This window comes from Microbacterium sp. BK668 (genome assembly GCF_004362195.1).
GTDB lineage: Bacteria > Actinomycetota > Actinomycetes > Actinomycetales > Microbacteriaceae > Microbacterium.
On the sequence record NZ_SNWG01000001.1, the window covers coordinates 1595472 to 1621980 of the forward strand.

Genomic DNA, 26509 nt, shown 5'->3' on the forward strand with positions numbered 1-26509 from the left:
CCGGTCGAGGGTTAGAACACACTTTCGAATGTCGGCGCGGGCGCGGTAATCTGGACTCTCGGCCGGAGGAAGGAAGAGCCGCCCCGATGGCCGATTGGCACCCGATCCTCAGCGCCGTCGAGGGGCCGACCGGCACCTGGCGGATGGTCGACGGACAGGGGCGCGCGTACGGGCACATCGAGATCCGTCGTGTCATGAACGGCACCGGCGTGCGCTACAAGACGGTCTACCGCGGCGAGGTCATCGGCTGGGCGACGAGCCTTCGGGTGGCGTGCGAGCGGGTTCACAGCGCCTTCATCCGGGCGCACGGGCCGGGAGGCGGACCGATCGCCGACTGGGGCTCGCGCAGCGCCGCGCACGATGATCGACGGATGCCGTGACCCGACGCTGCCCCGGGAGGTCGCCGGGCGCTCCTCGCGTCGCGTGGATCGCCGCGCCCCGGAGGTGCGGCGGGCGAGGCATCCATCCTGCCCGCACGCCACGCGTGGATCGCCGCGCCCCCGTGGGGCAGAGTAGTGCCGTGGAGGAGCGGCGCATGTGGTGGTGGACCCTCATCGGGTCGGCGTTCGCCCTGCTGGCCGGCCTCCTCCTCGCGATGGCCGCGCTCCTGTCGGGGCGCATCAGCCTTCTGCTGTTCATGGCCCTGGCCATCGTCGTCGCGGCCGGGGTCGGCGTCGTCGTCGCGATCGGCGGTCTGCGGCGCACGCCCCGCGGGCGCGGCTGACATCCCGCCCGCGACATCGACCGGACGGGCGCCGCAGCCCCGCGGCGACAGGCTCCCCGGCTGCTCCGACGACATGTGGCGACATGAAGCGCGCGCCTCGTTGCCGTGGATGATCCGCCCCCGCGGTACGGCGATCGCGCTCGTCCACGGAGAAATCCCTGGCCAGACGTGTGATCACCGCACGGGCCGGGCGTCCGCCCCAGACCCGGTGGCGGCCGACGCGGCCGGGAACGACACGGGGCGTCATATGGCGGGCGACGCGGGCAGACGGCTCTGCCGAGTGTCAATAGTCTGACCGGACCACCTCGACAGACAGGACTCCGATGCGACCCGCACCGTTCACCGAGACCCTCCCGGGTCCCGCGTCTCGGTGCGCCGCGCACGACGTCGAAGAGACCAGCCGCTGTCGTTTGCCGGATGGCCGAATGCGCTGCCGCGCCCTCGCGGCGATGCGCTGAGAGCGCGCCCCGCAGATCCCCCTCGTCACCGGCACTGGTGTGCCCGGTGCTCGACGTCCGCCCATTTCGAGAGGAAGCCGTGTCCCACATCCTCATCTCCGCCGAGGAGCTCGCCGATCTGATCGTCGCCGACCCCACCGTCCGCGTGCTCGACGTGCGGTGGCGGCTCGATCGACCCGACGGGCGCCCGGAGTTCCTCGCCGGCCACATCCCGGGTGCCGTCTACGTCGACCTCGACGACGAGCTCGCCGAGCACGGTGCACCGACCGACGGGCGGCATCCCCTGCCGTCGACGGCGCGGCTCCAAGCGGCGGCCCGACGGTGGGGGCTCAACGACGGCGAGACGGTCGTGGTGTACGACGACCTCAAATCGCTGTCGGCTGCACGTGCCTGGTGGCTGCTCACGGACGCGGGCGTGGAGGATGTACGCATCCTCGACGGGTCGCTGCGCGCGTGGACCGCCTCAGGCCGACCCTTGGAGACAGGCGATGTCGTCCCCGCCCCCGGCGGCGTCTCGCTCTCGCGGGGCCGGCTGGCGCAGCTCACCATCGACGAAGCGGCAGATCTCGCGGAGACCGGCGTGCTCATCGACGTGCGTGCTGCCGAGCGCTACCGAGGGGACGTCGAACCGATCGACCCCCGGGCCGGACACGTGCCCGGCGCGCTCAACCGCTTCACCGGCGCGAACGTCGACACGGCCGGCAGGTTCCTCGACCCGGAGACCTTGCGCCAGGAGTTCGCCGCGCTCGGCGTCGTGCACGGATCCCCGGTCGGGGTGTACTGCGGCTCGGGGGTCACCGCCTCCCACGCCTTCGTCGCCCTCACGCTCGCCGGCTACCGCCCTGCGCTCTACGCCGGCTCGTGGAGCCAGTGGTCCAACCACCTCGATCGGCCTGTCGCGATCGGATCCCTTCCCGAGGGCGCTCTCGCCCCCGTGCCGTCAGCCCAGCCCGTCCACACAGAAGAGGAACTCTCATGACCGTCGAATTCATCAGCGCCGTCAACGTCCGACCGGGCGACGAGCTCAATCCGCCGTCGGGCAGAGGCCTGGACCCCGCATACCTCCGTCGATACTCCCTCGCCCTCGAGGAAGCGGGCTTCGACTACACGCTCGTGCCCTACGGCAGCGCGGGGGCGGACTCGTTCGTCGTCGCCACCGCGGTGGCGGCCGTCACCGAACGGATCAAGCCGATCGTCGCCGTCCGGCCCAACACCGTGTTCCCGACGGTGGCCGCACAGCAGCTCGCGACCCTCGACCAGTTCTCGAACGGCCGCGCTGTCGTCCACATCATCTCGGGCGGCAGCGACGCCGAGCAGGCGCGCCAAGGCGACTTCCTGAGCAAGGACGAGCGCTACGACCGCTCGGCGGAGTGGATCGAGATTCTCCGCCGTTCGTGGACCGAGCAGACTCCCTTCAGTCACGAGGGGACCTACTACCGGTTCCGGGACTTCGGTCCGGGCTTCGCTCCATACGGTGAGATCCCGATCTCGGTCGGTGGGTCGTCCGACGCGGCGTACCGGGTCGGCGGAGCGCTCGGCGACATCTTCGGGCTCTGGGGCGAGCCGCTCGCCGATACGCGGGATCAGATCGCGCGCGTCGCCGCGAGCGCAGCCGCCGCCGGACGCTCCGACACGCCGCGCATCTGGGTGACCTTCCGGCCGATCATCGCCGCAACCGACGAGCTGGCATGGGAGAAGGCTCACCGGCACATCGCGACGCTCGCCGAGAACTACGCCAATGCCGGCCTCGTGCCCTTCCGCGGGCAGACGGGCGCACCGCAGAATGTCGGGTCGCAGCGACTGCTGGATGCCGCGTCCCGCGGCGAAGTGCACGATCGCGCGCTGTGGACGAAGCCCGCCGCCGTGACGAACGCGCAGGGCGCGTCCACCGCCCTCGTGGGCAGTTACGATACGGTCGCGGCCGCGATCCTCGACTACGTGGACCTCGGCGCGGACCTCATCTCGATCCGCGGCTACGACAACCTCAATGACGCGATCGATTACGGTCGCCACGTCCTGCCGCTCGTGCGTCAAGAACTCGCGCATCGCGAGGCGACGGGCGTGCGCGGAGAGATCGTGCCTCAGCCCCCGATCGTCGAAGGCGTCCGCGCGTGAGCGTCGTGGCCGCCGCGGAGCTCCGGGAGGTCCGCCTCGACGCGGAGTCACTCCGGGCCGTGACGGCCACACTCGCTGCGCGGGCCCCCGCGCACGACGCGGACGGCTCGTTCCCGTGGCCCGGCATCCAGGCCGTGCACGAGGCGGGTCTGCTGACCGCTTCGGTGTCGGAGCGCGACGGCGGGCGCGGCCTCTCGGCACGGGAGACCGTCGAGATCTTCTCGGCGCTCGGTCGGGGTGATCCGTCCGTCGCCCTCATCACCGCGATGACCGTCGCCCAGCACGCGTTCCAGGCGGCGTCGCCAACCTGGCCCGCCGAGCTGTACGCGAAGGCTCTGCGCGAATCGGCGGAGCGTCCGACGCTCCTGAACGCCGTGCGGGCCGAGCCGGAGCTCGGCGCACCGGCCCGCGGCGGGCTGCCCGCCACGACCGCCCGCCGCACCGCCGACGGCTGGTCGGTCTCGGGCCGCAAAGCCTTCGCCACGGGCTCCGAGGGACTCGCCTACCACCTGGTCTGGGTCGTGACGGACGAGCCCGACCGGCGCGTCGGACATGTCATCGTGCCGGGCGACGATCCAGGGGTTCGCGTCGAGCGCACCTGGGATCACCTCGGCATGCGGGCGAGCGCGACGCACGACGTGGTCTACGGCGACGTGCGGGTCCCCTTCGAGAACTTCACCGGCGCGCCGGTCGGCACGGTGCCGAACAACGGCGTGATCCTGGGCCCGAGCGTGCTAGCGGTGCCGGCGCTGTATGTCGGCGTCGCACAGGCGGCGCTCGTGGCGTTCGCGGAGTACGCCCGCGAGCGCGTGCCGACCTCCCTCGGGCGTCCGATAGCCACGCTCGAGCGCATCCAGGTGGTCGCAGGCGAAGCGCGTGCGCAGATCACGCAGGCTGAGCTCGTGCTCAGCGCGGCGGCCGGCCGCATCGACGAGGGAGCGCCGGATGCCGCATCCCTCGGTGTCCTGAAACTGCTCACGTCTCGCGGCGCGATCTCCGCCGTGCAGGGGCTCGTCGCCGCGATCGGCAATCCGGGCCTCACCCGCGGCCTGCCCTTCGAGAGGCATCTGCGCGATGTGCTGTGCGCTCGCCCGCATCCGCCACAGGACGATGCCGCGCTCCTGGCCGCCGGGCAGGCGCTCCTCCTTTCCTGACATCCCCTCCGTCCACCTCATCGCGAGACCCGTCCCACCACCGAGAGAGGCAAGACCCATCATGAGCACGTCCCATCGATACCGAACCCCTGCGCTGGCCGCGCTGGCCGCGGCATCCGTCCTCGTGATGGCAGGCTGCTCGGGAAGCACCGGCGGCGCGGCGAGTCCCGCAGCCCCGGGCGAGCCCGTCTCGGGAGGGGAGCTGACCGTCGAGTTCTGGCCCGACAACGCGGCCTTCTCGTGCGTCGACCCGTTCCAGACGTACTGGATCGAGCACCGTCAGGTGATCCGGAACGTCGCCGACTCGCTCACCGATCAGGATCCCCAGACCGGTGAGATCGTGCCGTGGCTCGCCACCGACTGGGAGGTCAGCGCGGACGGGCTCACGTACCGGTTCGATCTGCGAGACGACGTCACCTTCAGCGACGGGACCGCCTTCACCGCCGACTCCGTCGTACTCGCACTGGAGAGCGCGAAGGCGACCCTCGCGGCCGTTCCCGGTGCCTACGGCGGGGTCTACATCTCGGGCTACGCATCGAGCACGGCCGTGGACGACGACACGGTGGAAGTGCGGTTCTCGACCCCCAATGCATCGTTCCTGCAGGGGACGTCGACCACCAACCTCGCGATCCTTGCCGCTTCCTCCTACGAGGCGACTCCTGAGGAGCGATGCCTCGGAGAGGTCGTGGGCTCGGGCCCCTTCGTCCTGGACGACTACACCCCCGCCGAGGGGATAGATCTTTCCAAGCGCGCCGGATACGCCTGGGCCAGTGAGCTGAACGACCACCAGGGCGAGGCGTACCTCGACGCGGTCCACATCAACTATGTGGCCGAGGACAGCGTGCGCGTCGGCAATCTCGCGAGCGGCGCCAGCGACATCGCATGGCCACGCAACCCGTTCACACCCGAGGACCGCGCGCTGCTCGAGAGCAGCGGCGCGACCATCGAGAGTCGCTCGCTGCCGGGGCCGTCGCAGGCCTACTACCCGAACGTGAGCAACGGACACCCGCTGGCGGAGAAGGCGGTGCGAGACGCGCTGCAGATCGCGATCGATCGGGAGACGTACGCGGCGACGATCTACGGACCGGAGTACCCGGTGGTCGAGGGCGCCTTCGACACCACGACGCCGTTCTTCGTCAGCCAGGCGGACCAGCTCGCCTACGACCCGGACAGGGCCGGCGAGATCCTGGATGCGGCGGGCTGGGTGCTCGAGGACGGAGCCGAGTACCGCTCGCGCGACGGACAGACTCTCACGCTGGTCTCGCCCATCACCGCAGAGACGCCCGGCGACGTGCTGATCCAGGACCAGTTGAAGCAGGTCGGCATCGACCTGGAGCTGACGGTCTATCAACCCGCGGACCGCGCGGCGATCATCGCGAACGGCGACTACGACCTGCTGGCGACCTACTACACCAGGGCGGACCCCGGCGTGCTGGCGTGGATCCTCGACGAGCGATACGCCGGCTCCAAGGCCTTCGCGAAGAACGCGCAGACGGCAGAGACCGCGGCCGAGGTGCAGCGCCTCTTCGACGCAGGATTGCAGGAGACGGACGCCACCGTGCGGGGCGACATCTATGCCGAGCTGCAGGAGCTGCTCATCGCCGACGGGGTCTCCTTCCCGATCTTCGAGCGGGTGCAGGTGGCGGCGACGGCACCGGAGGTGAGCGGTTTCCGCTTCACGAGCGAGTCGTTCCTGTCGTACTACGACATCTGGAAGAGCGCGGAGTAGCACGATGACGAGATACGTGCTCCAGAGGGTGGGCCAGGCTGTCCTGGTGCTGTGGGCGGCCTACACCGTGACCTTCGTGATCCTCTACCTGCTGCCGGGTGACCCTGTCGCCCTGATGCTGTCGGCCAACAACATCGAGGTCGATTCGCTCACGCCGCAGGAGAGGGAGGTGGCCGCGGCCCGGCTCGGACTCGACCGTCCTCTCTGGGAGCAGTATCTCGGCATGCTCGGGGCGGCGCTGCGCGGCGACTTCGGGACGTCCTTCACGAAGGGCATCCCCGTGACGGAGCTGCTCGCGCAGCGCCTCCCCGGCACCTTTCTGCTCAGCGCAGTCGCGATAGCCCTGGCTCTCGCGCTCGGGCTGGCGATCGCCCTGGTCGCCGTGTGGCTGCCGCGCGGGCGGATGGCCGACCTCTTCCGCCGGGCTCCGGCGATCGGGGTCAGCGTCCCGAACTTCTGGATCGGCCTGCTCCTGATCCAGGTGTTCGCCTTCACCCTCGGGTGGTTCCCGGCGATGGGCAGCGAGGGGTGGCAGAGCCTCGTGCTGCCGGCTGTCACGATGGCGATCCCCACCGCTGCGGTCCTCGCACAGGTGCTCACCCGCAGCTTCGACGACACGCTCGGCGAGTCGTACATCGCCACCGCGCGAGCGAAAGGCCTGGATCGCTGGGCGGTGCTCATCCGCCACGCCCTCCGCAACGCGGCCCTGCCGACGCTGACGATCCTCGGACTCCTCGTCGGGGCGACGGTCACCGGCTCGATCGTCGTCGAGACCGTGTTCTCCCGCAACGGCGTGGGCCGACTCGCGCAGGAGTCTGTGCTGTCGCAGGACATCCCGGTCGTGCAGGCGATCGTCGTGCTGGCCGCGGCCGCGTTCGTGGTCGTCAATCTCGTCGTCGACCTGCTCTACCCGCTGCTGGACCCCCGTATCGCCCGAACCCCGAGAGTGAGCCGCGCATGACCGACCTCCTCGAGAAGCCTGCTGCTCGGAACACCGCCGCGGTCGCCGCCCCGCTCGCGCCCGCGGCGGGCGATTCGCGTCCCCGCCGGACTCCCGGGCCGTTCGCGGGCCTCCTGCGCCGGCCAGGGGTGATCGTCGCGCTCGCGGTCGTCGCGTTCGCGATCCTCACCGCGATCGTGCCGTCGGTGTTCGCGACGTACGATCCGACGGCGACCGAGCCGGCCGTCCGGCTGCAGCCGCCCAGCCTGCAGCACTGGTTCGGCACGGATGAGCTCGGCCGCGACCTCTACTCGCGCGTCGTCCACGGCTCGACACTCACGATCGCCGCCACGGCGCTCGCGATCGGCATCGCGCTGCTGGCCGGACTCACCCTCGGGGTGTTGGCGGGCTTCGTCGGCGGGGGAGTGGATGCCGTCATCATGCGTATCGTCGACGTCTTCCTCGCGATTCCCGGTCTGCTGCTCGCGCTCGCGATCGTGACGGCACTGGGCTTCGGCACCATCCCCGTCGCCGTCGCGGTGGGCATCGGGATCGTCCCAGGCTTCGCCCGCACGACGCGCGCCGAAGTGCTGCGCGTGAAGACCCTGCCCTACATCGAGGCCGCACGATGCGGCGGCGCCTCCTGGGGCCGCATCCTGATCACGCATGTGCTGCCGAACTCATGGGGGCCGGTCGTCGTGCTCGCGGTGCTGGATTTCGGAGCCGCGATCCTGGCCGTGGCGGCCCTCAGCTTCCTCGGCTTCGGCGCTGCACCCCCCGCGGCGGAATGGGGCACGCTCATCTCGAACGGGCGCAACTACCTGATCACCGCGCCCTGGGTGTCACTCCTGCCGGGGCTCTTCGTGGCGCTCGTCGTGCTGAGCCTGAATCATCTCGCGAAGAGTCTCGAGGAGGTGCAGCGATGAGCACCGGGACGACCGATGCCCTCATCGACATCCGGGGACTGTCGGTCGAGTATCGACGCGACGGCCGAGTCACCCACGCGCTGCGCGGCATCGACCTCCAGGTCGCGCGCGGGGAGCGCGTGGCGATCGTGGGCGAGTCCGGCTCGGGTAAGAGCACCGCCGCGCTGACGCTGCTCGGACTGCTGCCCCACACGGGGCATGTCGTCGCCGGTTCGGCGAAGGTCGCGGGACACGAGCTCGCTGGCGTTCCGGACCGCGTCGCCCGGCGCCTGCGCGGACGGGTGATCGGGCTCGTCCCCCAGGATCCCACCGTCTCGCTCAACCCGACCCAGCGTGTCGGGCATCAGGTCGCCGAAGCCGTGCGGCTGCGCGGCGTGACGAAGCCCGCGGTCGACGCCGCCGTCCTGGCGGCGCTGGCCCAGGCCGGCATCGACGACCCGGTCGCTCGGGCCCGGCAATACCCCCACGAACTGTCCGGGGGCCTCCGCCAGCGGGTGCTGATCGCGATCGCTCTGGCAGGCGACCCGCAGGTGATCGTCGCGGACGAGCCGACCAGCGCCCTCGACGTCACGGTCCAGCGCAGGATCCTCGATCATCTCGACGCGCTCGTGACCGAGCGGGACATCGCCCTGCTGATCATCACGCATGATCTCGGCGTCGCCGCCGACCGCGCCGATCGGGTCGTGGTGCTGCAGAACGGTCTCGTGGTGGAGCAGGGAGCCGCGATCGACGTGCTGGCGGCCCCTGCCGATGCGTACACGCGCCGACTGGTCGCGGCCGCGCCCGGGCTGGTCTCCGTCGAGCCGCCGCGCGAACCCGACCCGCCGAGCCCCGTCCTGGTGCGCTGGGACGCCGTGGTCAAGGACTTCCCCATGCCGAAGGGGGCGGCGCCCGCGTACCTGCGTGCCGTGGACGGAGTGAGCCTCGAGGCTCGGGCGGGACGGACACTGGCCATCGTGGGCGAGTCGGGCTCGGGCAAGACGACGCTGCTGCGACTCGCACTGGGTCTGGAGAGCCCGACGGAGGGACGCGTCCTGTTCGACGGAATCGACGTGGCCGCACTCAGCCGGCGCGAGTCGCGCCCGCTGCGCCGCCGGTTCCAGCTCGTGCAGCAGAACCCGTTCTCGTCGCTGGATCCGAGATTCTCGATCGGGCGGAGCGTCGCAGAGCCGCTCGTCGCTTTCGGCATCGGCACCCGGCGGTCGCGGCGTGCGCGCGTCGCGGAGCTGCTCGAGCTCGTCGCGCTGCCGGCCGATGCCGCGGCCCGAAGGCCGGCGGAGCTTTCGGGCGGACAGCGTCAGCGTGCGGCCATCGCGCGCGCACTGGCGATCGAACCCGAGCTGCTGTACCTCGACGAGCCGGTCTCGGCCCTCGACGTGTCAGTGCAGGAGCAGGTTTTGCGCCTGCTGGCGGGACTTCAGAGCGACCTCGGCGTCGGGTTCGTCCTCGTCTCGCACGATCTCGGGGTCGTGACGCAGGTGGCTCACGAGGTGGCGGTGGTACGGCGCGGCCGGGTGCTCGAGCACGGCCCCGCGTCGTCGGTGCTGGCCGACCCCGCCCACGAATACACCCGGGCGCTGCTGGATGCCGTCCCCGGCCGATCCCTTCGGGAGGCGCTCTCATGAGCCGTTACATCGTCATCGGCGCAGGCGCGCTGGGCGCTCTGCTGGCCGCGCAATGGACGATCGCCAAGAGCCCCGTCACGCTCGTCGCCCGCGGCGCTTCGTACGACACGATCGTTCGGAACGGCGTGCGGGTGCGCCGGCCCGAAGGCGACCAGACCGTCTCGGTCGATGTCGTCTCGTCGATCGGCTCGGCCGCCCCGCTCGCGTCTGACACGGTGGTGCTGGCAGTCAAGTCCCAGGACGGCGAGTCCGCGATCTCCGCGATCGCGTGGGTTCCGCTCGCCGACGGCTCGGGTGTGGTCGCCGACCTTCCCATCCTCACGCTGCAGAACGGCCTCGCCACCGAAGACGCGGCACTGCGCCGCTTCGACCGCGTGATCGGCGTCTCGGTCGGCATCCCCGCCAGCCACCTCGAGCCGGGCATCGTCGTCTCTCCCGCCAGGCCCGTCGTGGGCGTCGCCTGGATCGGCGGCTATCCCGCGTCGCTGCCGGCGGAGGAGGAGAGGCACAGGGTCGCATTCGCGCGAGCAGGGTTCGCCGCGCTCATCGAACCCGATATCGCGGCGGCCAAGCGCCGCAAGCTCATCGCCAATCTCCGCAACGTCGTCGATGTCTTCGACGCGACGCCCGAGGAGCAGGAGCATGCCGAGGCGGCCCTGGCCGAAGAGGCCCGCCGCGTCTTCGCGGCGGCGCGGCTGCGAGTCGCGGCACCTCCCTGGGACGCGCCACGGATCGAGGTGGCCGATGTCCCCGGCCACGAACGCGGCCACCTCTCGACGTGGCAGAGCTTCGCGAGGGGAGCGTCCAGTGAGGTCGACTTCCTGAGTGGAGAGATCGCGCTGATCGCGCGGCGGCACGGTGTGCACGCGCCCCTGAACGCCGCGGTGGCGCGTGAGCTCGGCAAGCTCGCCACGCAGGGCGGCCGACCGGGACAGGTTCCCCTGCCGCCCGAGTTCGCCTCCGGGTCGCTCACCCGCGAGCGGGCGCGGGCGTGACCCTGTCGCCGGCGGTCGACGCGTGGGCCGAAGAAGAGCCCGGTGCCGCGACCGACCGATCGGGGTGGCCGGGAGGCATCCCATCCCGCGTCGTCCGCCCTCGTGCGGTGATCGAGGTGCAGCAGCTGCTCGCCGAGGCCTACCGGACGCGCACCCCGGTGATCCCGCGAGGTGCGGGATCCGGACTCGCCGCGGGCGCCGTCGGGGTCGAGGGCGCGATCCTGCTCGACCTCTCGGCGCTCGACCGGATCCTGGAGCTCGACGCCGACGAGCAGCTGGCGCGGGTGGAACCCGGCGTCATCACCGCGGATCTGGATGCCGCGGCATCCGCTCACGGCCTGATGTACGCCCCCGACCCGGGCAGCGTCGGCATCTCGACGATCGGCGGGAACATCGCCACCAACGCGGGCGGTCTGCGCGGTGCGAAGTACGGGGTGACTCGCGACCACGTCCTCGCCCTCGATGTCGTGCTGGCCGACGGGAGTCTCGTGCGTGTCGGCCGCGACACCATCAAGGGCGTCACCGGGTACGACCTCGTCAGCCTGTTCACGGGGTCCGAGGGCACCCTCGGAGTGGTCGTCGGCGCCACCGTGCGGCTCATCCCGCGACCGGCGCGCACCGCGACCGCGGCGGCTTACTTCGCCGACATCGCCACGGCCGCTCGCGCTGTGACCGCGATCACGCGCTCCGGCGTGCGCCCGGCGGTGCTCGAGATCCTCGACGGTCGCACGCTCGCGGCGATCGACGACCTGGAGGGAACGGCGCTGCGCGAGCGCGGCGACGCCCTCGTAGTGATCCAGACGGACGGGTACGGCGCCGAGGAAGAGCTGGAGGTGCTGACATCGGCGATCGCCGCGCTCGCCACCGACGTGCAGACGGCGACGGATGCCGCGGCATCCGATGCGCTGCTCTTCGCACGCCGACGCGCCCTGCCCGCCCTCGAGGCGCTCGGGCGCGTGCTGATCGAGGACATCGCGGTCCCGCGCAAGCGGCTGGCGGAGGCCGTCGACGGGATCTCGGATATCGCCCAGGAGGAGGGCGTCGACATCTTCGTCTTCGGGCACGCGGGCGACGGGAACCTGCACCCGATCATCGTCACCGAGCGCGGGGCGGCGGACGACCCCGTGCCCGACGCGGCCGCTTCGGCCGCCGAGCGGATCTTCGCGCTCGCTCTCGAACTCGGTGGCACGATCACGGCCGAGCACGGCGTAGGACGGCTGAAGAAGGAGTGGGCCCTCCGCGAGCTGGGGCCGGAGGTGCACGCACTGCAGTGGCGGCTCAAGGAGGCGTTCGATTCCCGCGGCATCCTGAACCCGGGCAGCAGCCTCTGAGAACTCCTCTGCCGACCACCGGCGGATCAGTGCCGGTGTGCGGGCGCGACAGCATCCTCCGCGAACTTGAACGCGAGGCGACCGTGCGCGATCCCGCCGCCGGCGCGGATCGCGGTCGCCACCCAGGCGGTCTCGGCGAGTTCGGCTTCGGTCGCCCCGGCGCGCACCGCCTTCTGCGTGTGGCCGTCGATGCAGTAGACGCACTGGGTCGTGATGCCGACGGCCAGTGCGATCAGCTCACGGAACTTCAGCGGGATCTCCCGTCCTTCCGAGGCGAAGACGGCGGCGTCGAAGTCGACCCAGGACCTCAGGATGTCGGGGGTCTCGCTCTTGTAGACGCGGGTGTAGGCGCGGTCGCCGTCGCGGTCGAAGAAGTCGCTCATCCTGGTTCCTTTCACGGTACGGGCCGGTCCGGCGTCCGCATCGGACTGTCACGGTACCGACGCCCATGGATGTCCCGAGGACGCCGTTACGCGAGATGACGCCCGTGTGACGTCCGGTTTCGGGGGCCGGGGCGGGTCCGGCTTCCCCCGCCGTACCGTCGGCTCATGACCACCATCGCCGCTTCCCTCGATGGCTCGCCGACACCGGCTCCCTTGCGCGCTCCGCTCAAGGTCGTCGGGGTCTCCGGATCACTGCACACACCCAGCAAGACGACAGCCCTCGTCTCGGCGATCATCGGCGAGGTCGCAAGCCGGGCACGGACCGAGTCGCGGCTCATCGAACTCGCCGAGATCGGTCCGTCGCTCGCGGGCGTGCTTCATCGGGCGGACCTGCCGCCCGACGTCGCGGAAGCGCTCCGCGCCATCGAGGGAGCCGACCTGCTCGTGGTCGCCAGTCCCGTCTACCGCGCGTCCTTCACGGGCCTTTTCAAGCACCTTTTCGACTTCGTCGATCAGTACGCGCTCGTCGGTCAGCCCGTGCTGCTGGCGGCCACCGGCGGCGGCGAGCGCCACGCGCTGATCATCGAGCACCAGCTGCGGCCGCTCTTCGGCTTCTTCCAGGCGATCACGCTCCCGCTGGGCGTGTACGCGAGCACCGCCGACTTCGACGGCCACGAGCTGCGCAGCACGGGGGCGCACCAGCGTATCGAGCAGGCCGTCTCGCGCGGGCTGCCCCTCATCGAGCAGGCAGCACAGCTCTCGACGTCCGATTACGTGTCGACCTGGTGATCCCGGCGCACGTCTGGCGAGAAGCCGGGCGGGCGGTACCGCCGGGCGCGGCTCAGCGGTAGTTGACGAACTGCAGGTCGACGTCGAGGTCGGCCGCCTTGAGGAGCCGCTGCACCTCCTGCAGGTCGTCGCGGGACTTCGACTGCACGCGCAGCTCGTCGCCCTGGATCTGCGACTTGACCGACTTCGGCCCCTCGTCGCGGATGATCTTGCTGATCTTCTTGGCGTTCTCGGACGAGATGCCGTCCTTGATCGTCGAGGTGATCCGGTACTCCTTGCCGCTGGCGACGGGATCGCCCGACTCGAGGCTCTTCAATGAGATGCCGCGCTTGATGAGCTTCGACTGGAAGACGTCGAGCACCGCTTTCGCCCGCTCCTCGGAGTTCGCCTTGATGAGTACGGCCTCGCCGCTCCACTCGATCGAGGCAGCCGTGCCCTTGAAGTCGTAGCGCTGCTCGACCTCCTTGCGGGCCTGATTGAGCGCGTTGTCGGCCTCCTGGTGATCGACCTTGGAGACGATGTCAAAACTCGAGTCAGCCATGCGGGGAGTCTACTGGCGACGGAAACCGGAACGCGGAGCATCGCTGTTCTGCAAGCGTTTGCATGTCAGCGGCGGTGTGAGCGCTATCCACACTCCTGGAAGTCACGAACGCATATCGAATCGCGTGATCCGGTGTTGCGCAGGCGTGCGCACGTGGTAACAATGTAAGCGCTTGCAATTCGAGCGAGCAGAAGAACGGCCTTCAACGGTGCATCCACCGGTCAAGGCCGGCATCCCAATACTGCACTCAGAGAGGCACACCGATGAAGGTGAACAGAAAGGGCGTGGTCGGTCTCGGCGCGCTCATCGCAGGCAGCGCCGTGCTGCTCGCCGGCTGCGCCGGCGGCGGCGGCGACACCAGCGAGACGGAAGAGGGCGGCGACGCGTCGTCGTCGATCACCGTCTGGGTCGACATCGAGCGCAAGCCCGCGCTCGAGCCGATCTCGAAGACGTTCACGGAGGAGACCGGCATCGAGGTCGAGCTCGTGACGAAGGACTTCGCCACCGTCGACCAGGACTTCATCAGCCAGGTCCCGACCGGCAAGGGCCCCGACGTCATCGTCAGCCCCCACGACAAGCTCGGCGCCTACTACGCCGCCGGCGTCGTGGCGCCGCTCGAGCTCGGCGATGTCGCCGACGGCTTCACCGAGGCGTCGCTGGCCGCCGTCACGTACGACGGCAAGGTCTACGGCGTGCCGTACTCGGTCGAGAACGTCGGCCTCGTGCGCAACACCGACCTCGCGCCGCAGCCCGCCTCGACCTACGACGAGATGATCGCCGCCGGTCAGGCCGCGGGTACGGAGTACCCCTTCCTCGTGGGCCTCTCGCCCGAGCAGGGTGACCCCTACCACCTGTACCCCTTCCAGACGTCGTTCGGCTCGCAGGTGTTCGCCCAGAACGCCGACGGCACCTACGACGGCTCGCAGCTCGTGCTCGGCGACGCGCAGGGCACGGCGTTCGCCGACTGGCTCGGCACCCAGGGCGCTGCCGGCGCGGGCGTGTTCAACGCGAACATCGACGGCGACAAGGCGCGCGAGTTCTTCCTCGCCGGTCAGTCGCCCTACTACCTGACCGGTCCGTGGAACATCCCCGCGATCTCGGAGGCGGGCATCAACTACGCGATCGACCCGATCCCGAGCGCCGGCGGCCAGCCCGCCAGGCCGTTCATCGGCGTCAACGCGTTCTTCCTGTCGAGCAAGTCCGACAACGCGATCGCGGCGACGAACTACATCGTCAACTACCTCAGCACCGAGGAAGCCCAGCTCTCGCTCTACGAAGTGGGCGGCCGCCCGCCGGCACTCACCGCCGCCTACGAGAAGGCTGCCGCTGAGGATCCCGACGTCAAGGCCTTCGGCACGATCGGCGAGACCGGCGCTCCCATGCCCGCGATCCCCGAGATGGGCGGCGTGTGGTCCGACTGGGGCAACGCCGAGCTCTCGATCATCAAGGGTGAGGGCGGCGCTCCCGCCACCGTGTGGCAGACCGCTGCCACCAACATCCAGTCCAGCATCGGCTGATCGAGCGATTCATCGCTCAACGGCGGGTGGGGCTGACACAGCCCCACCCGCCCTCGTACCCTGACCTTGACACTGCGATGAGGGAGCGTCCATGGCCGACGTGAAGACCGAGACGCCGACGGGCGCACCGCCCCGGCGACGAGGAGTCGAAGACCCCGGGTTCGGCCCGAAGCGCCGACTGACCAGCGGCGGAATCGTCGCCCTCGTCGTGAAGGTGGTGCTGCTCGGCATCATCGACGCCCTCGCCGTGTTCGGACTCTATGTCCTGATCGGCAAGGGCGACTGGGTCGCCGCGGCGGTGCTCCTGGCCGTCGTGGCACTGGTCAACTACATCTATCTCCGGCCGGGCATCCTGCCGGGCAAGTACCTGACGCCGGGACTGTTCTTCCTCGCGATCTTCCAGGTCTTCGTCATCTTCTATACCGGCTACATCTCGTTCACGAACTACGGCGACCAGCACAACAGCACCAAAGAGGACGCGGTCTCGCAGATCATCCGCACGTCCCAGGAGCGCGTCCCCGACTCGCCGGCCTACGCGGTCGAGATCTACCGGCAGGCCGACCAGTACGGCATGTTCGTCTCGGAGCCCGGCGGCGACACCGCCTTCGGCACGAACGAGCAGCCTCTGGAAGAGGCATCCGGCGCCCCCGACGGCTGGGAGCGGCTGAACCTCAACCAGATCCTGCGCTTCCAGGACGAGGTGCTCGCCCTCAACGTGCAGGTCACCGACGACGTCAACGACGGCACCCTCCGCACGCAGGACGGGTCCACCGCCTTCGTCTTCACCTCGACGCTCGAATACGACGAGGCCGCCGACACGTTCACCGACACCGAGAGCGGCGTGGTCTACTCCGACGACGGCGAGGGCAATTTCCGCGCAGAGGACGGCACGACGCTCACGCCGGGCTGGCGTGTCGTCATCGGGTGGGAGAACTATGCGTACGCCTTCACGAACGAGCAGATCCGCGATCCGCTGATCCGCGTGGTCATCTGGACCTTCGCCTTCGCGTTCTTCTCGACGTTCCTCTGCTTCGCGCTCGGGCTCTTCCTCGCGATCGTCTTCAACCACCCGACGCTGCGAGGCAAGAAGTTCTACCGGATCCTCGTGATCCTGCCCTACGCGTTCCCGGTCTACCTGACCGGTCTCGTGTGGGCGGGCATGCTCAACGAGGAGTTCGGCTTCATCAACGAGGTGCTCTTCGGCGGAGCGAACATACCGTGGCTCAGCGATCCCTGGCTCGCCAGGCTCAGCGTGCTCGTGGTGAACATGTGGCTGGGCTACGCGTACATGTTCCTCGTGTGCACGGGCGCCCTCCAGTCGCTTCCCGACGACGTCATCGAGGCGGCCAAGATGGACGGGGCCGGCGCCTGGCGCATCTTCCGCTCGATCAAGCTGCCGCTGCTGTTCGTCGCGGTGGCGCCTCTGCTGATCGCGACCTTCGCCTTCAACTTCAACAACTTCCCGGTCATCTTCATGCTGACCGGCGGTAATCCCAGATTCACGGATACGACGCTGCCGATCGGCTCGACGGACATCATGATCACGATGGTGTACAAGATCGCGTTCGGCAGCGGAGGTGGACGCGACTACGGCCTGGCCAGTGCGCTGTCGATCCTCATCTTCATCATCGTCGCCATCATCGCCGCCATCTCGTTTCGGCAGACGAAGTCCCTGGAGGATCTGCACTGATGTCCGACTCGATCGATCGTCAGATCAAAGAAGACCAGCTCCTGGAGAACCGCTACGGCGGCTCCGAGAACGCGATGGCGACGGGCCTCGCCGATGTGACGTCGAAGCCGGAGAAGCCGGTCGGGTCGCACAGGCGGCAGCCGTTCGGCAAGTGGTTCGTCGACAAGGGCTGGCGGCACCTCGTCGGGGTCGCCGCGATCGTCTTCGCGCTCCTGCCGCTCGCATACATCCTCTCGGCCTCGCTGAACCCCGCCGGCACCCTGACCGGATCGAATCAGCTGTTCCGGGCGATCTCGTTCGTCAACTACGAGAACATCCTCACGCGCGACGGCGGGATCTACCTCACCTGGTACTGGAACGCCCTCGTCATCGCGGTCGTCTCGAGCGCCGCGACGGTGCTCCTGTGCGCGATGGGCGCCTACGCCTTCTCGCGCATGCGGTTCCGCGGCCGTCGCACGGGTCTGCTGGCACTGCTGATCCTCCAGATGTTCCCGCAGCTGCTCATGATCGTCGCGATCTTCCTCACGATGATCTGGATCACGGACGTCTTCCCGGCGATCGGTCTCGGCACGCACGCGGGGCTGATCATGGTGTATCTCGGCGGCGCCCTCGGCGTGAACACGTTCCTCATGTACGGGTTCTTCAACACGATCCCGACAGCGATCGACGAGGCGGCCAAGATCGACGGCGCGGGTCACGCCCGCGTGTTCTTCACGATCATGCTTCCGCTCGTGACGCCCGTCCTCGCCGTCATCGGCCTCCTGAGCTTCATCGGCTTCATCGGCGAGTTCGCCATCGCCAGCGTGCTGCTGACCGACCCGCGTGACCAGACCCTCGCGATCGGACTGTTCCAGCTCGTCTCGGGCTTCCAGTCGCAGAACTGGGGCATCTTCGCCGCCGGCGCGGTCCTGGCCGCGATCCCGGTGATGGTGCTGTTCCTTTTGCTGCAGCGCTACATCGCAGGCGGTCTGATCGCCGGCAGCGTCAAGTGAAACGGCGACGGATGCCTCGGCCGAGGCATCCGTCGCTTACAACTGAACAACAATCCATGGGCTCTGTCATGGCGTCCCGCCGTGCAACCACGTCGCTTCCCTCGCGGCGGACTGCCGCGCGGCCACGAAAGGGCTCCGCCTATGACATCGCTCGTCCCGCACCACGACGGCTCACCGCTCTACGTCTCGAACGCTTCGCCGCACCTCGGCGATGAGGTGACCGTTCGCCTTCGGGTGCCCGGGGGATACGGGCCCCTCGAGCGTGTGCTCGTCCGTTCCAACCCCGACCACGAGCCGCTGTGGGTCGAGGCGTCGCGCGACGGCGACGCCGACGGCTGGGAGTGGTGGTCGGCGCGGATCGTCGTCGCGAACCCCCGGCACGGCTACCGGTGGCACATGGTGCACCGGGGCGGTCGGACGGAGATCCTGAGCCAGGGCGGGCTCACCGACATCGACGCGCTGGATGCCGTGGACTTCGCGCTCGTCGCGGGCAACCCGCCGCCCGCGTGGACGAGCGACGTGGTGATGTACCAGATCTTCCCCGACCGCTTCGCCCGCTCCGCGGCCGCCGACGAGCGCGCGGTGCCGGAATGGGCCCTGCCGGCCGAGTGGGGAGACGACCTCATCCCCGTCCCGCCGGGTCGCGGTCAGCAGTTCTTCGGCGGCGACCTCGACGGAATCGTCGAGCACCTCGATCACATCGCCTCCCTCGGGGTGACGATGATCTACCACACGCCGATCTTCCCCGCGGAGTCGAACCACCGGTACGACGCCTCGACCTTCGACGAGGTCGATCCGCTTCTGGGAGGGGATGCTGCGTACCTACGTCTCATCGAGGCCGCCCACGCTCGCGGCATCCGGATCATGGGTGACCTCACCTCCAACCACTCGGGCGCGGCGCACGAGTGGTTCCGTGCCGCCCACCGTCACCCCGACGCCCCGGAGAGCGCCTTCTACTACTTCCTCGACGACCAGAACGAGGAGTACGAGGCGTGGCTCGGCGCTCCGACGCTTCCGAAGTTCGACTGGACCTCCGGCGAGCTTCGGAGGCGCTTCATCGAGGGTGCCGACTCGGTCGTGGCGAAGTGGCTGCTCCCGCCCTACTCGATCGACGGCTGGCGGATCGACGTCGCGAACATGACGGGCAGGCTGGGCGACATCGACCTCAACGAGTCGGTTCGCCGCGGCATCCGCCGCACGATGACCGAGGTCGAGCCTGAAACCCTGCTCATCGCCGAGTCGACCAACGATGCCGCGACCGACCTCCAGGGCGACGCCTGGCACGGCGCGATGACCTACCCGGCGTTCACGCGCGGGCTGTGGGCGTGGCTGTGCGACCCGGCGCCCATCCGGCACATCAACGCCTTCGGCGTGGAGACCGACGAGATGTGGTACTTCGGCATCCCGACCGGCATGCCGTCGTACGACGGCGCGCAGTTCGTCGCGCAGATGCAGCGGTTCACGAGCCAGCTGCCGTGGCGCGTGCGGCTGGGCTCGATGCTCCCGCTCGACACGCATGACACCGCGCGCTTCGCGACGCAGGCCCGGCCGGGCACCATTCCGGTCGCGGTGGGACTGTCGATGACGCTTCCGGGAATCCCGGTCGCGTATGCGGGCGACGAGTTCGGACTCGTCGGGGTCGATGGGGAGATGAGCCGCACGCCGATGCCGTGGGACCGCGTCGATGAGCCCCGTACGGCCGAGCGCATCGACCTCTACCGCGCTCTGATCGGACTCCGCCGCGGGCATTCCGTGCTCGGCGACGGCGGGTTGCGCTGGCTGCATGTCGGGCCGGAGGGTGTGGTCTTCGTGCGCGAGTCGGTCGACGAGACGGTCCTCGTGGTGGCGGCGCGCGACGACGTGGATGTCGTCCTCCCTGCCGCCGCGGTACCCGGCGCCGGCTCGGCGACCCCTCTGTACGGGGACGCGACGCTCGGCGTCGCGGCCGACGGCGGCGTCGTGCTGTCGGCCGACGGACCGGTCTTCGCCGCGTGGTCGCTGCCGGGCGTCGCTGCTCCCGCCCCCACGGCGCGCGAGCAGGCCGCCCTTCCGCAGGCGGGCGGCATCGCCGACGCGGAGGCGGCGGCGGCGGAAGCAGGCCTCGACGCCGCGGCGGCGGAAGCGGCCGTCCACGCCGCGGCGGCGGAAGCGGGCCTCGGCGCGGCGGCGGGCCTCGACGCGGCGGCGGGCCTCGACGCGGCGGAGGAAGTCGGCGTCGACGTCTCCGACGGCGACCCGTCGAGCTCTCCGTCATGAGCGACACGAGGTTCACCGCGCTCAGCCGGGCGCTCGCCGAGTCGGTCCGGGCACACCCCGACTTCGCAGGGCTCGCGCTGCTCGGCTCGGCATCGGACGAGGCATCCGGTCGCCGCGACGAATGGTCGGACCACGACTTCTTCGCGATCACGCGAGAGGGCCGTGGCGTCGCTCTGCGCCCCGACCTGTCGTGGCTGCCCGACGCCGATCGCATCGTGCTGACAGCGCGCGAGGGGGAGCTCGGCTTCGTCGCCGTGTACGACGACGGACACGTGCTCGAGTTCGCCCTCGCGGATGCGGCCGAGCTCGCCGAAGCCCTCGCCGGCGCCGCGACGGTGGCCGTAGACGACGAAGCCGAAACGGTCGCGCGTCTCGTTGCCCGGTCGCGCGAGCGCGCCGATGCCGCCGATGGGTTCGACCCGGAGAACGACGCGCGGCTCGTGCTCGTGAAGCTCCTGATCGGCGTCGGGCGATACCGCCGCGGTGAGGTGCTCAACGCGGGCGAGTTCGTGCGGGGCTGGGCGGTCCGCCAGCTCGTCCGGGTCATCCGTGGCCGGCTCACCACGGCGTCGCCGAGCGTCCGGGACACGATAGATCCGATGCGCCGCTTCGAGCTCGACTTCCCCGAGGAGGCGGGCCGGATCGCGGATGCCGTGGCACAGCCCGTCGAGGACGCGGCTCGCGAGCTGTTCGGCCTCCTCTGCGAGCTCGAGCCGGAGTGGCCGGACTTCCCGTCCCGCGCGGCCGACGCGGTGGCGGCGCGCCTCGGCTGGGAGTGACCTCGCGTCCGCGCCGCGGCCTTGCGGGGCCTTCCTTCGTCGGACCCTTTTCGTAGACTGGGGGTCGCCACGGCGAGGAGGATCAATGCGCCCGTTGACCGAGAACGACATCCGAGCGACGTTCGTCAACGCCGGACCCGACGATCTGAGGCTGGTGTCGCTGCCGGCCGACTTCATGCTGACCGACTGGGACCACTTGGATTTCTTCGCGTGGCGCGACCCGCGCAACCGGGGCAGGGGCTACGTCATCGCCGAGGTCGGGGGCGAGGCGACCGGCGTCGTGCTTCGGGCCGCCGAAGGCACGTCGCGGGCACGCTCGGCGATGTGCAACCTCTGCCACACGATGCAGCCCGCCGATCAGGTCGCCCTCTTCACCGCCCGCAAGGCGGGTTCGGCGGGTTCTCACGGCGACAGCATCGGCACGTACATCTGCCGCGACCTCTCCTGTCACGAGAACGTGCGACTGGCCGCACCGCTGGCGCCGAGTGAGATCCGCGCGAGCGTCGACCTCAAGATCGACGGCACGCGCCGACGCATCGAGGCCTTCGTCGGGCGCGTCCTCGAGGGGGCGGCCGCGTGAGCGGGCGTGTCGTCGTGGTGGGCGACGCCCTCATCGACGAACTGCGCGACGACTCCGGGGTGCGCGAGTTCGTTGGGGGAGCGGCGCTCAACGTCGCGGTGGGGCTCGCGCGTCTCGGCGTGCCCGCCACGCTCATCGCCATGGTCGGCGACGACGAGGCGGGGGAGCACATCCGCTCGTACCTGGGCGACTTCGGTGTCGAGCTGATCGCGACGACCGGTCCGCACGGTTCGTCGCGCGCGGTCAGCACCCGCAGCGGCGGCGGCGAGCCGGAGTACGTCTTCAATGAGGCCGCGCAGAAGCGGCGCATCCGCTTCGGAGACGCCGAACGCGCCGCGATCGCCGCGGCACCGATCGTCGCCGTCAGCTGCTTCCCGTTCGACGACGTGGCACAGACTCTGGAGTTCGCGCAGGCGGTTCGGGATGCCGGGGCCCGCCTCGCGATAGACCCCAACCCCCGCTCGGGCATGATGACGGATCGGGCGGAGTTCGTCCGGGGCTTCGAGGGCCTGGCCGCGGGCGCCGCGCTCGTCAAGGTGGGCGAGGACGACGCGGCGCTCCTGTACGGCGAGCCGCTCGACGCGCTGCGCGCGCGCCTGATCGACCTCGGGGTGGAGGCCGTGCTCGCGACGCAAGGTGCAGCAGGCGCGACGATCGAGGCGGGGGCCGATGTCGTGACGCGGCCGATCTCGGCGCTGCCCGGGCGCATCGTCGACACGATGGGCGGCGGCGACGCCGCCTTCGCGACGGCCATCGCGGGGGTGCTCGAGGGCAAGCCCGCCGACGGCGACGCGTGGGGAGTCCTCCTGGAGCGGGCGATGGACGTCTCGGCGGCGACCTGCCGCTTCGAGGGCGCGCTGCTGCGCCTGCCCTCGGCCGTGCAGGATGTCGACCTCGACCGTCTCGGCACCTGACCAGGGCCGATCGCACCGGTTCCGGATCCACGTGCCGGATTCGGATCGACGTGCTCGGCCGGTCTGAATCCGGTGCGCCCACCCGAGTTCGGTGCTTCCGCGCCGGCGATTTCGGACCGCTGGGAATGAAGGGTAATATTGCTGATCGCGCCTCCGGTCGTCTGTGAAAGTCGGACGGGCGCGCACTGGCGAGTTACCCAAGCGGCCAAAGGGATCTGACTGTAAATCAGCCGGCGTAGCCTTCGGGGGTTCGAATCCCTCACTCGCCACCGAAAGACTGAGGGGCCTCGCGGAGCGAGGCCCCTCAGTCATTGATCGGACGCTGCGGGGGATTCGAACAGCGCGCCTGAACTGACCGATTCCTTGACGAGGAGGCCCCATGCCGGACGCCATCACCGACGTGGGCCTCGCCGTCGACATCGGCGGCACGAAGGTCGATGCGGCCCTCGTCACGCGCGACGGCGTGCTCCTCGCCGGCACCGCGGCGCGCCGCCCCACCGGTCGTGCGTCGACCCGCGAGCAGATCTCCGCATCGATCACAGAGGCTGCGGCATCCACTCTCGGTCGACTCGCCCCCGACCAGCGCCTCGTCGGGATCGGCATCGGCTCGGCCGGTCCGGTCGACCTTCCGAACGGCGCCGTCTCACCGGTCAACCTCCCCTCGGCGCAGGACCTCCGCGTCGTCGACCTGCTGTCGCGTCTCGCGCCGGGCGTGCCCGTGCGGCTCGCCCTCGACGGCACCTGCATCGCCCTCGCCGAGCACTGGCTGGGCGCACTCGCCGGGTGCCGCAACGCTCTCGCCATGGTGGTCTCGACCGGGATCGGCGGGGGTTTCATCGCCGACGGCAGGCCCGTGACGGGCGCGACGGGCAACGCCGGCCACATAGGCCAGACGCGTCTGGAGGCCGTCGATGACGCCGACCCGCTCGCCGGTACGGTCGAGGCGGTCGGCTCCGGCACGGCAGCCGTCGCCTGGGCGCGGGCGCAGGGATGGCCTGGTGACAGCGGCGAAGGCCTTGCCGTCGCCTACCGCTCCGGCGACGACATCGCCGTGCGCGCCGTGAGACGGTCTGCGGATGCTGTCGGCCGCGCCATCGCGACCGCGGCGACGCTCCTCGATCTCGAGGCGGCCGCCATCGCGGGCGGCTTCGTCAACGTGGCCGACGATTACATCGACCTCGTCCGCGCCGCTGCGCGCGCGAGCGCTGTGCTGCCGTACGCCCGCGGCGTCCGGGTCGAACGATCGGCGCTCGGCGGCGACGGACCGCTCCTCGGCGCGGCGGCGCTCGTCCTCCGCGGCTGATCGCCGGCCGGGCTGCGAACGGGCAGCGAGCCGAGGCATCCATCGCGGGAGACGATCCCCTCGCAGCGGGGCTCCCGCGTGCCAGGATGGGCATGCGGGCGGGGGCCCGCGGAAAGTGGGGCCACAATGACCGTGCCCGATCATGCGCCGACCGGCACCGCCGACTCGAAGCTCATCCGGATCTCGCTGTGGGTGGCGATCGGAGCGCTCATCCTCGCCGCGATCGTCTGCGTCGTCTGGGTCCTGGTGGGCACCGACAACGGTGTCGTCGGGCGCGCCTTCCTCACGATCCTGCTCCTCGCCGCCTTCGCGGGGGCGGCGCTGCTGGATGCGCGGCTGGCCCCTCGCCGCCCCGCCTGGTTCGCGCTCGCGAGCATGGTGACGTGGGTGCTGTGCCTGCTCTTCGGCGCGATCCTGATCTGGCTGCCCGCGCCGGGGTGGTACTACTTCGACGCGTTCGGCCGGTTCATCTCGTTCCTGCTGATCGTCCTGATCCTGCTGCTCGCGCTGCTGCACGCGCGGCTGCTCATCAAGGCCCACCAGCGCCACGTCACGGTCTTCACCCGCACGGTGACCATCGTGACGATCGTGCTCGTCGTCATCCTCGCGGCGATGCTCGTCATCCCGCTCGCCTTCCACGAGTACTTCACGTATCCCGATGCCTATTGGCGCGCCGTCGTGGCGATCGCGATCCTGGCGGCGGTCGGCACGGCACTCGTGCCGCTCGTGAACGCCCTCTTCGCTCCGAAGCGGCCCGCGGCCCGCGGCTACGCCCCGTTCCCCGCGCCGCAGGGCTCGGCCCCGCTGCCCGGGCTGCAGGGCTCGGCCCCGCCGCCCGCGTGGCCGACCTACGCCGACGGCGTCACGCCGCTGCCCGTCATGCCCGATGGCCAGCCCGATTGGAACGCGTACTACACGGGCTACCCGTCGATCGTGCCGCCCTCGGTCGCCCCGTCCGGGCCCGCCGCGCCCGTCCCGCCGACGGGTCAGGCTCCGCCGCCTGCTGCCTGGCCCCCGCCCGGGGCAGCCGGATCGTCTGCCCAGCCCGGCTACGAGGGCTATCCGCCTCCGCCGCCGCTGCCCCCGCGACCCTGATCGGCCGATGCCGGCACCGCGAGTCGCGGGGGCGGGCATCGTCGCCGCAACCGTCAGCCGAGCAGCTCGAGTGCCGCCATCGCGGCGTTGTGCCCGCCGAGACCGCTCACGGCGCCGCCGCGCACCGCGCCGGACGCGCAGACGAGCACCTTGTCGTGCTCGGTCGCGACGCCCCAGCGCTGCGCGGGCGTCGTCAGCTCGGCGTCGTCGGGTGCCCAGGGCCACGACAGGGGCCCGTGGAAGATGTCGCCGCCGACCATCCCGAGCGAGTCCTCGAGGTCGGCGGTCGTGCGCGCCTCGATGCAGGGGCTGCCGTCGGGCGCCTCATAGACGCAGTCCGCGATGGACTCGCCCAGCACGGAGTCGAGCGTCGCCTCCGCGGCGCGCAGCAGTTCGGCGCGCGCGGCAGCCCGGTCGCGGCCGGAGACGAGCCGGTGCGGGACCTGCAGGCCGAAGAGGGTCAGGGTCTGCGCGCCGGAGGCGCGGAGCTCCGGCCCGAGGATCGACGGATCGGTGAGGGAGTGGCAGTAGATCTCCGCGGGAAGGGGTTCCGGGATGCCGCCGCCCGCCGCGCGCTCGTACGCCGCGTCGAGCTGCGACAGGGTCTCGTTGACGTGGAAGGTCCCCGCGAAGGCGGCCTCCGGCGAGACCTCCGCATCGCGGAGGCGGGGAAGCCGCCGCAGCAGCATGTTGACCTTGACCTGCGCACCCTCGGGGCGCGCGTCGGGCGATCCGCTCGGCCCTCCGCCCGCCGCGAGCAGTCCGTCGAGCACGGCGGGACCGACCCCGCTCAGGACGAGGCGCCCGCACAGGCGCCGCCCGTCTGCGAGAACGAGTTCCCCGTCGGGGCTGAGCGATATCACCTCGGCGTTCGTGCGGATGCCGGCCCCGGCATCCCGAGCCGCCCGCTCCAGCTCGGCGGTGACGCGACCCATCCCGCCGACGGGCACGTCCCAGTCGCCCGAGCCGCCCCCGATGACGTGGTACAGGTAGCAGCGGTTCTGGCGGAGCGTCTCGTCGCCGGAGTGCGAGAACGTGCCGATGAGGCCGTCGGTCATCGCGATGCCGCGCGCGAGGTCGGTGTCGAGCGACGACCGCAGCAGTTCGCCGAGCGGCCGCTCCACGATGGCGGACCACAGCTCGCCTCCGAGCCGCTCGCGCACCGCGGAGGCACGGGGGAGCGGCTCGGTCATCGTCGGGAAGATCGTGCGCCCGAGGGGAGCGACGCGAGCCGACAGCTCCGCGAATCTCGCCGCTTCGGCAGGATCACCCGTCGTCCGGGCGAAGGAGTGCGCGGTGGCCGCGGCATCCATCGTGTCGATGAGGATGCCGCGCGAAGGGTCGGACGGTTCCGGCGTGTACGACGAGAACCGCCGGCGGCGGAGGTCGATCCGCAGGCCCAGGTCGTCGATCACCCTGCGGGGGAGAAGGCTCACGAGGTAGGAGTAGCGCGACAGGCGGGCGTCGACACCGGCCCACGGCCGCTCCGAGACGGCGGCTCCGCCCGGATGCGCGAGCCGTTCCAGGATCACGACGTCCTTTCCCGCGCGGGCGAGATAGGCGGCCGCGGCGAGGCTGTTGTGCCCGCCGCCGATGATCACGACGTCGTGGATGCCGGAAGTCACGCGCCCACGCTAACCCGAGCCGAGCGGCATCACGTCCATCCGTCCACG

At 70.6% G+C, this 26509-nt stretch carries 24 protein-coding genes and 1 tRNA gene; 22 read left to right on the plus strand and 3 right to left on the minus strand.

The window, feature by feature from the left end; all coding sequences use genetic code 11:
• The first annotated feature begins 86 nt into the window (after positions 1-86).
• The 11 genes from EV279_RS06930 (at position 87) to EV279_RS06980 (ending at position 11997) form a co-directional block, all read left to right on the plus strand.
• On the plus strand, positions 87-380 hold the full coding sequence (locus tag EV279_RS06930; protein WP_133542123.1) for a hypothetical protein: 294 nt from the start codon (positions 87-89) through the stop codon (positions 378-380).
• Positions 381-535: 155 nt separating this feature from the next.
• A complete protein-coding gene (locus EV279_RS06935; RefSeq protein ID WP_133542124.1) occupies positions 536-724 on the plus strand; it encodes a hypothetical protein in 189 nt (62 codons plus the stop codon).
• A 537-nt stretch (positions 725-1261) separates the two neighbouring features.
• Positions 1262-2161, plus strand: coding sequence for a sulfurtransferase (locus EV279_RS06940; protein ID WP_243728467.1), 900 nt, complete (start codon positions 1262-1264; stop codon positions 2159-2161).
• Entirely contained in the window at positions 2158-3297 is a 1140-nt protein-coding gene (locus EV279_RS06945; RefSeq protein ID WP_133542126.1) for an LLM class flavin-dependent oxidoreductase, read from the plus strand. The genes EV279_RS06940 and EV279_RS06945 overlap by 4 nt, the downstream gene beginning before the upstream one ends.
• Positions 3294-4451 (plus strand): acyl-CoA dehydrogenase family protein, encoded by a 1158-nt coding sequence (locus EV279_RS06950; protein ID WP_243728468.1) that lies wholly within the window; start codon positions 3294-3296, stop codon positions 4449-4451. Before EV279_RS06945 ends, EV279_RS06950 begins: the two co-directional genes overlap by 4 nt.
• 61 nt (positions 4452-4512) lie before the next feature.
• Complete coding sequence (locus EV279_RS06955; protein WP_133542127.1) at positions 4513-6180, plus strand: ABC transporter substrate-binding protein; 1668 nt, start codon at positions 4513-4515, stop codon at positions 6178-6180.
• Positions 6181-6184: 4 nt separating this feature from the next.
• On the plus strand, positions 6185-7141 hold the full coding sequence (locus EV279_RS06960; protein WP_133542128.1) for an ABC transporter permease: 957 nt from the start codon (positions 6185-6187) through the stop codon (positions 7139-7141).
• Positions 7138-8046: an ABC transporter permease gene (locus tag EV279_RS06965; RefSeq protein ID WP_133542129.1), complete on the plus strand. Its 909-nt coding sequence runs from the start codon at positions 7138-7140 to the stop codon at positions 8044-8046. The genes EV279_RS06960 and EV279_RS06965 overlap by 4 nt, the downstream gene beginning before the upstream one ends.
• Positions 8043-9671 carry an ABC transporter ATP-binding protein gene (locus tag EV279_RS06970; protein ID WP_133542130.1) on the plus strand — a complete coding sequence of 543 codons (1629 nt, stop codon included), beginning with the start codon at positions 8043-8045 and terminating at the stop codon, positions 9669-9671. The genes EV279_RS06965 and EV279_RS06970 overlap by 4 nt, the downstream gene beginning before the upstream one ends.
• Positions 9668-10666, plus strand: coding sequence for a 2-dehydropantoate 2-reductase N-terminal domain-containing protein (locus EV279_RS06975; protein ID WP_133542131.1), 999 nt, complete (start codon positions 9668-9670; stop codon positions 10664-10666). Before EV279_RS06970 ends, EV279_RS06975 begins: the two co-directional genes overlap by 4 nt.
• Positions 10663-11997 carry an FAD-linked oxidase C-terminal domain-containing protein gene (locus tag EV279_RS06980; protein WP_133542132.1) on the plus strand — a complete coding sequence of 445 codons (1335 nt, stop codon included), beginning with the start codon at positions 10663-10665 and terminating at the stop codon, positions 11995-11997. Before EV279_RS06975 ends, EV279_RS06980 begins: the two co-directional genes overlap by 4 nt.
• Before the next feature lie 26 nt (positions 11998-12023).
• Here EV279_RS06980 and EV279_RS06985 read toward each other — a convergent pair whose 3' ends face one another.
• Entirely contained in the window at positions 12024-12380 is a 357-nt protein-coding gene (locus tag EV279_RS06985; protein ID WP_133542133.1) for a carboxymuconolactone decarboxylase family protein, read from the minus strand.
• Between the two features lie 165 nt (positions 12381-12545).
• Here EV279_RS06985 and msuE point away from each other — a divergent pair, with 165 nt between their 5' ends.
• The gene (msuE, locus tag EV279_RS06990) at positions 12546-13169 is read left to right on the plus strand and encodes an FMN reductase (protein ID WP_243728469.1); all 624 of its coding nucleotides are present in this window, start codon (positions 12546-12548) and stop codon (positions 13167-13169) included.
• 52 nt (positions 13170-13221) lie between these two features.
• Here msuE and EV279_RS06995 read toward each other — a convergent pair whose 3' ends face one another.
• A complete protein-coding gene (locus EV279_RS06995) occupies positions 13222-13710 on the minus strand; it encodes a YajQ family cyclic di-GMP-binding protein (RefSeq protein WP_133542134.1) in 489 nt (162 codons plus the stop codon).
• Between the two features lie 263 nt (positions 13711-13973).
• Between EV279_RS06995 and EV279_RS07000 the strand changes: the two genes are divergently transcribed.
• From EV279_RS07000 to EV279_RS07045, 10 genes are all read left to right on the plus strand, one after another.
• The gene (locus EV279_RS07000; RefSeq protein ID WP_133542135.1) at positions 13974-15227 is read left to right on the plus strand and encodes a maltose ABC transporter substrate-binding protein; all 1254 of its coding nucleotides are present in this window, start codon (positions 13974-13976) and stop codon (positions 15225-15227) included.
• Positions 15228-15318: 91 nt separating this feature from the next.
• Positions 15319-16917, plus strand: a complete 1599-nt coding sequence (locus tag EV279_RS07005) for an ABC transporter permease subunit (protein WP_133542136.1) — start codon at positions 15319-15321, stop codon at positions 16915-16917.
• A 74-nt stretch (positions 16918-16991) separates the two neighbouring features.
• Positions 16992-17909: a sugar ABC transporter permease gene (locus tag EV279_RS07010; protein WP_133544709.1), complete on the plus strand. Its 918-nt coding sequence runs from the start codon at positions 16992-16994 to the stop codon at positions 17907-17909.
• Positions 17910-18050: 141 nt separating this feature from the next.
• Positions 18051-20165 carry a glycoside hydrolase family 13 protein gene (locus EV279_RS07015; protein WP_133542137.1) on the plus strand — a complete coding sequence of 705 codons (2115 nt, stop codon included), beginning with the start codon at positions 18051-18053 and terminating at the stop codon, positions 20163-20165.
• A complete protein-coding gene (locus EV279_RS07020) occupies positions 20162-20944 on the plus strand; it encodes a hypothetical protein (RefSeq protein WP_133542138.1) in 783 nt (260 codons plus the stop codon). Before EV279_RS07015 ends, EV279_RS07020 begins: the two co-directional genes overlap by 4 nt.
• Before the next feature lie 85 nt (positions 20945-21029).
• Positions 21030-21524, plus strand: a complete 495-nt coding sequence (locus EV279_RS07025; protein WP_133542139.1) for an FBP domain-containing protein — start codon at positions 21030-21032, stop codon at positions 21522-21524.
• The gene (locus EV279_RS07030) at positions 21521-22438 is read left to right on the plus strand and encodes a PfkB family carbohydrate kinase (RefSeq protein ID WP_133542140.1); all 918 of its coding nucleotides are present in this window, start codon (positions 21521-21523) and stop codon (positions 22436-22438) included. Before EV279_RS07025 ends, EV279_RS07030 begins: the two co-directional genes overlap by 4 nt.
• A gap of 187 nt (positions 22439-22625) precedes the next feature.
• Positions 22626-22707: transfer RNA gene (locus EV279_RS07035), tRNA-Tyr, on the plus strand.
• Positions 22708-22817: 110 nt separating this feature from the next.
• A complete protein-coding gene (locus EV279_RS07040) occupies positions 22818-23741 on the plus strand; it encodes an ROK family protein (protein WP_208109492.1) in 924 nt (307 codons plus the stop codon).
• A 126-nt stretch (positions 23742-23867) separates the two neighbouring features.
• On the plus strand, positions 23868-24836 hold the full coding sequence (locus EV279_RS07045) for a hypothetical protein (RefSeq protein WP_133542141.1): 969 nt from the start codon (positions 23868-23870) through the stop codon (positions 24834-24836).
• 53 nt (positions 24837-24889) lie between these two features.
• Here the strand turns inward: EV279_RS07045 and EV279_RS07050 are convergent, their stop codons facing one another.
• Entirely contained in the window at positions 24890-26461 is a 1572-nt protein-coding gene (locus EV279_RS07050; RefSeq protein WP_133542142.1) for an NAD(P)/FAD-dependent oxidoreductase, read from the minus strand.
• Positions 26462-26509 lie beyond the last annotated feature (48 nt).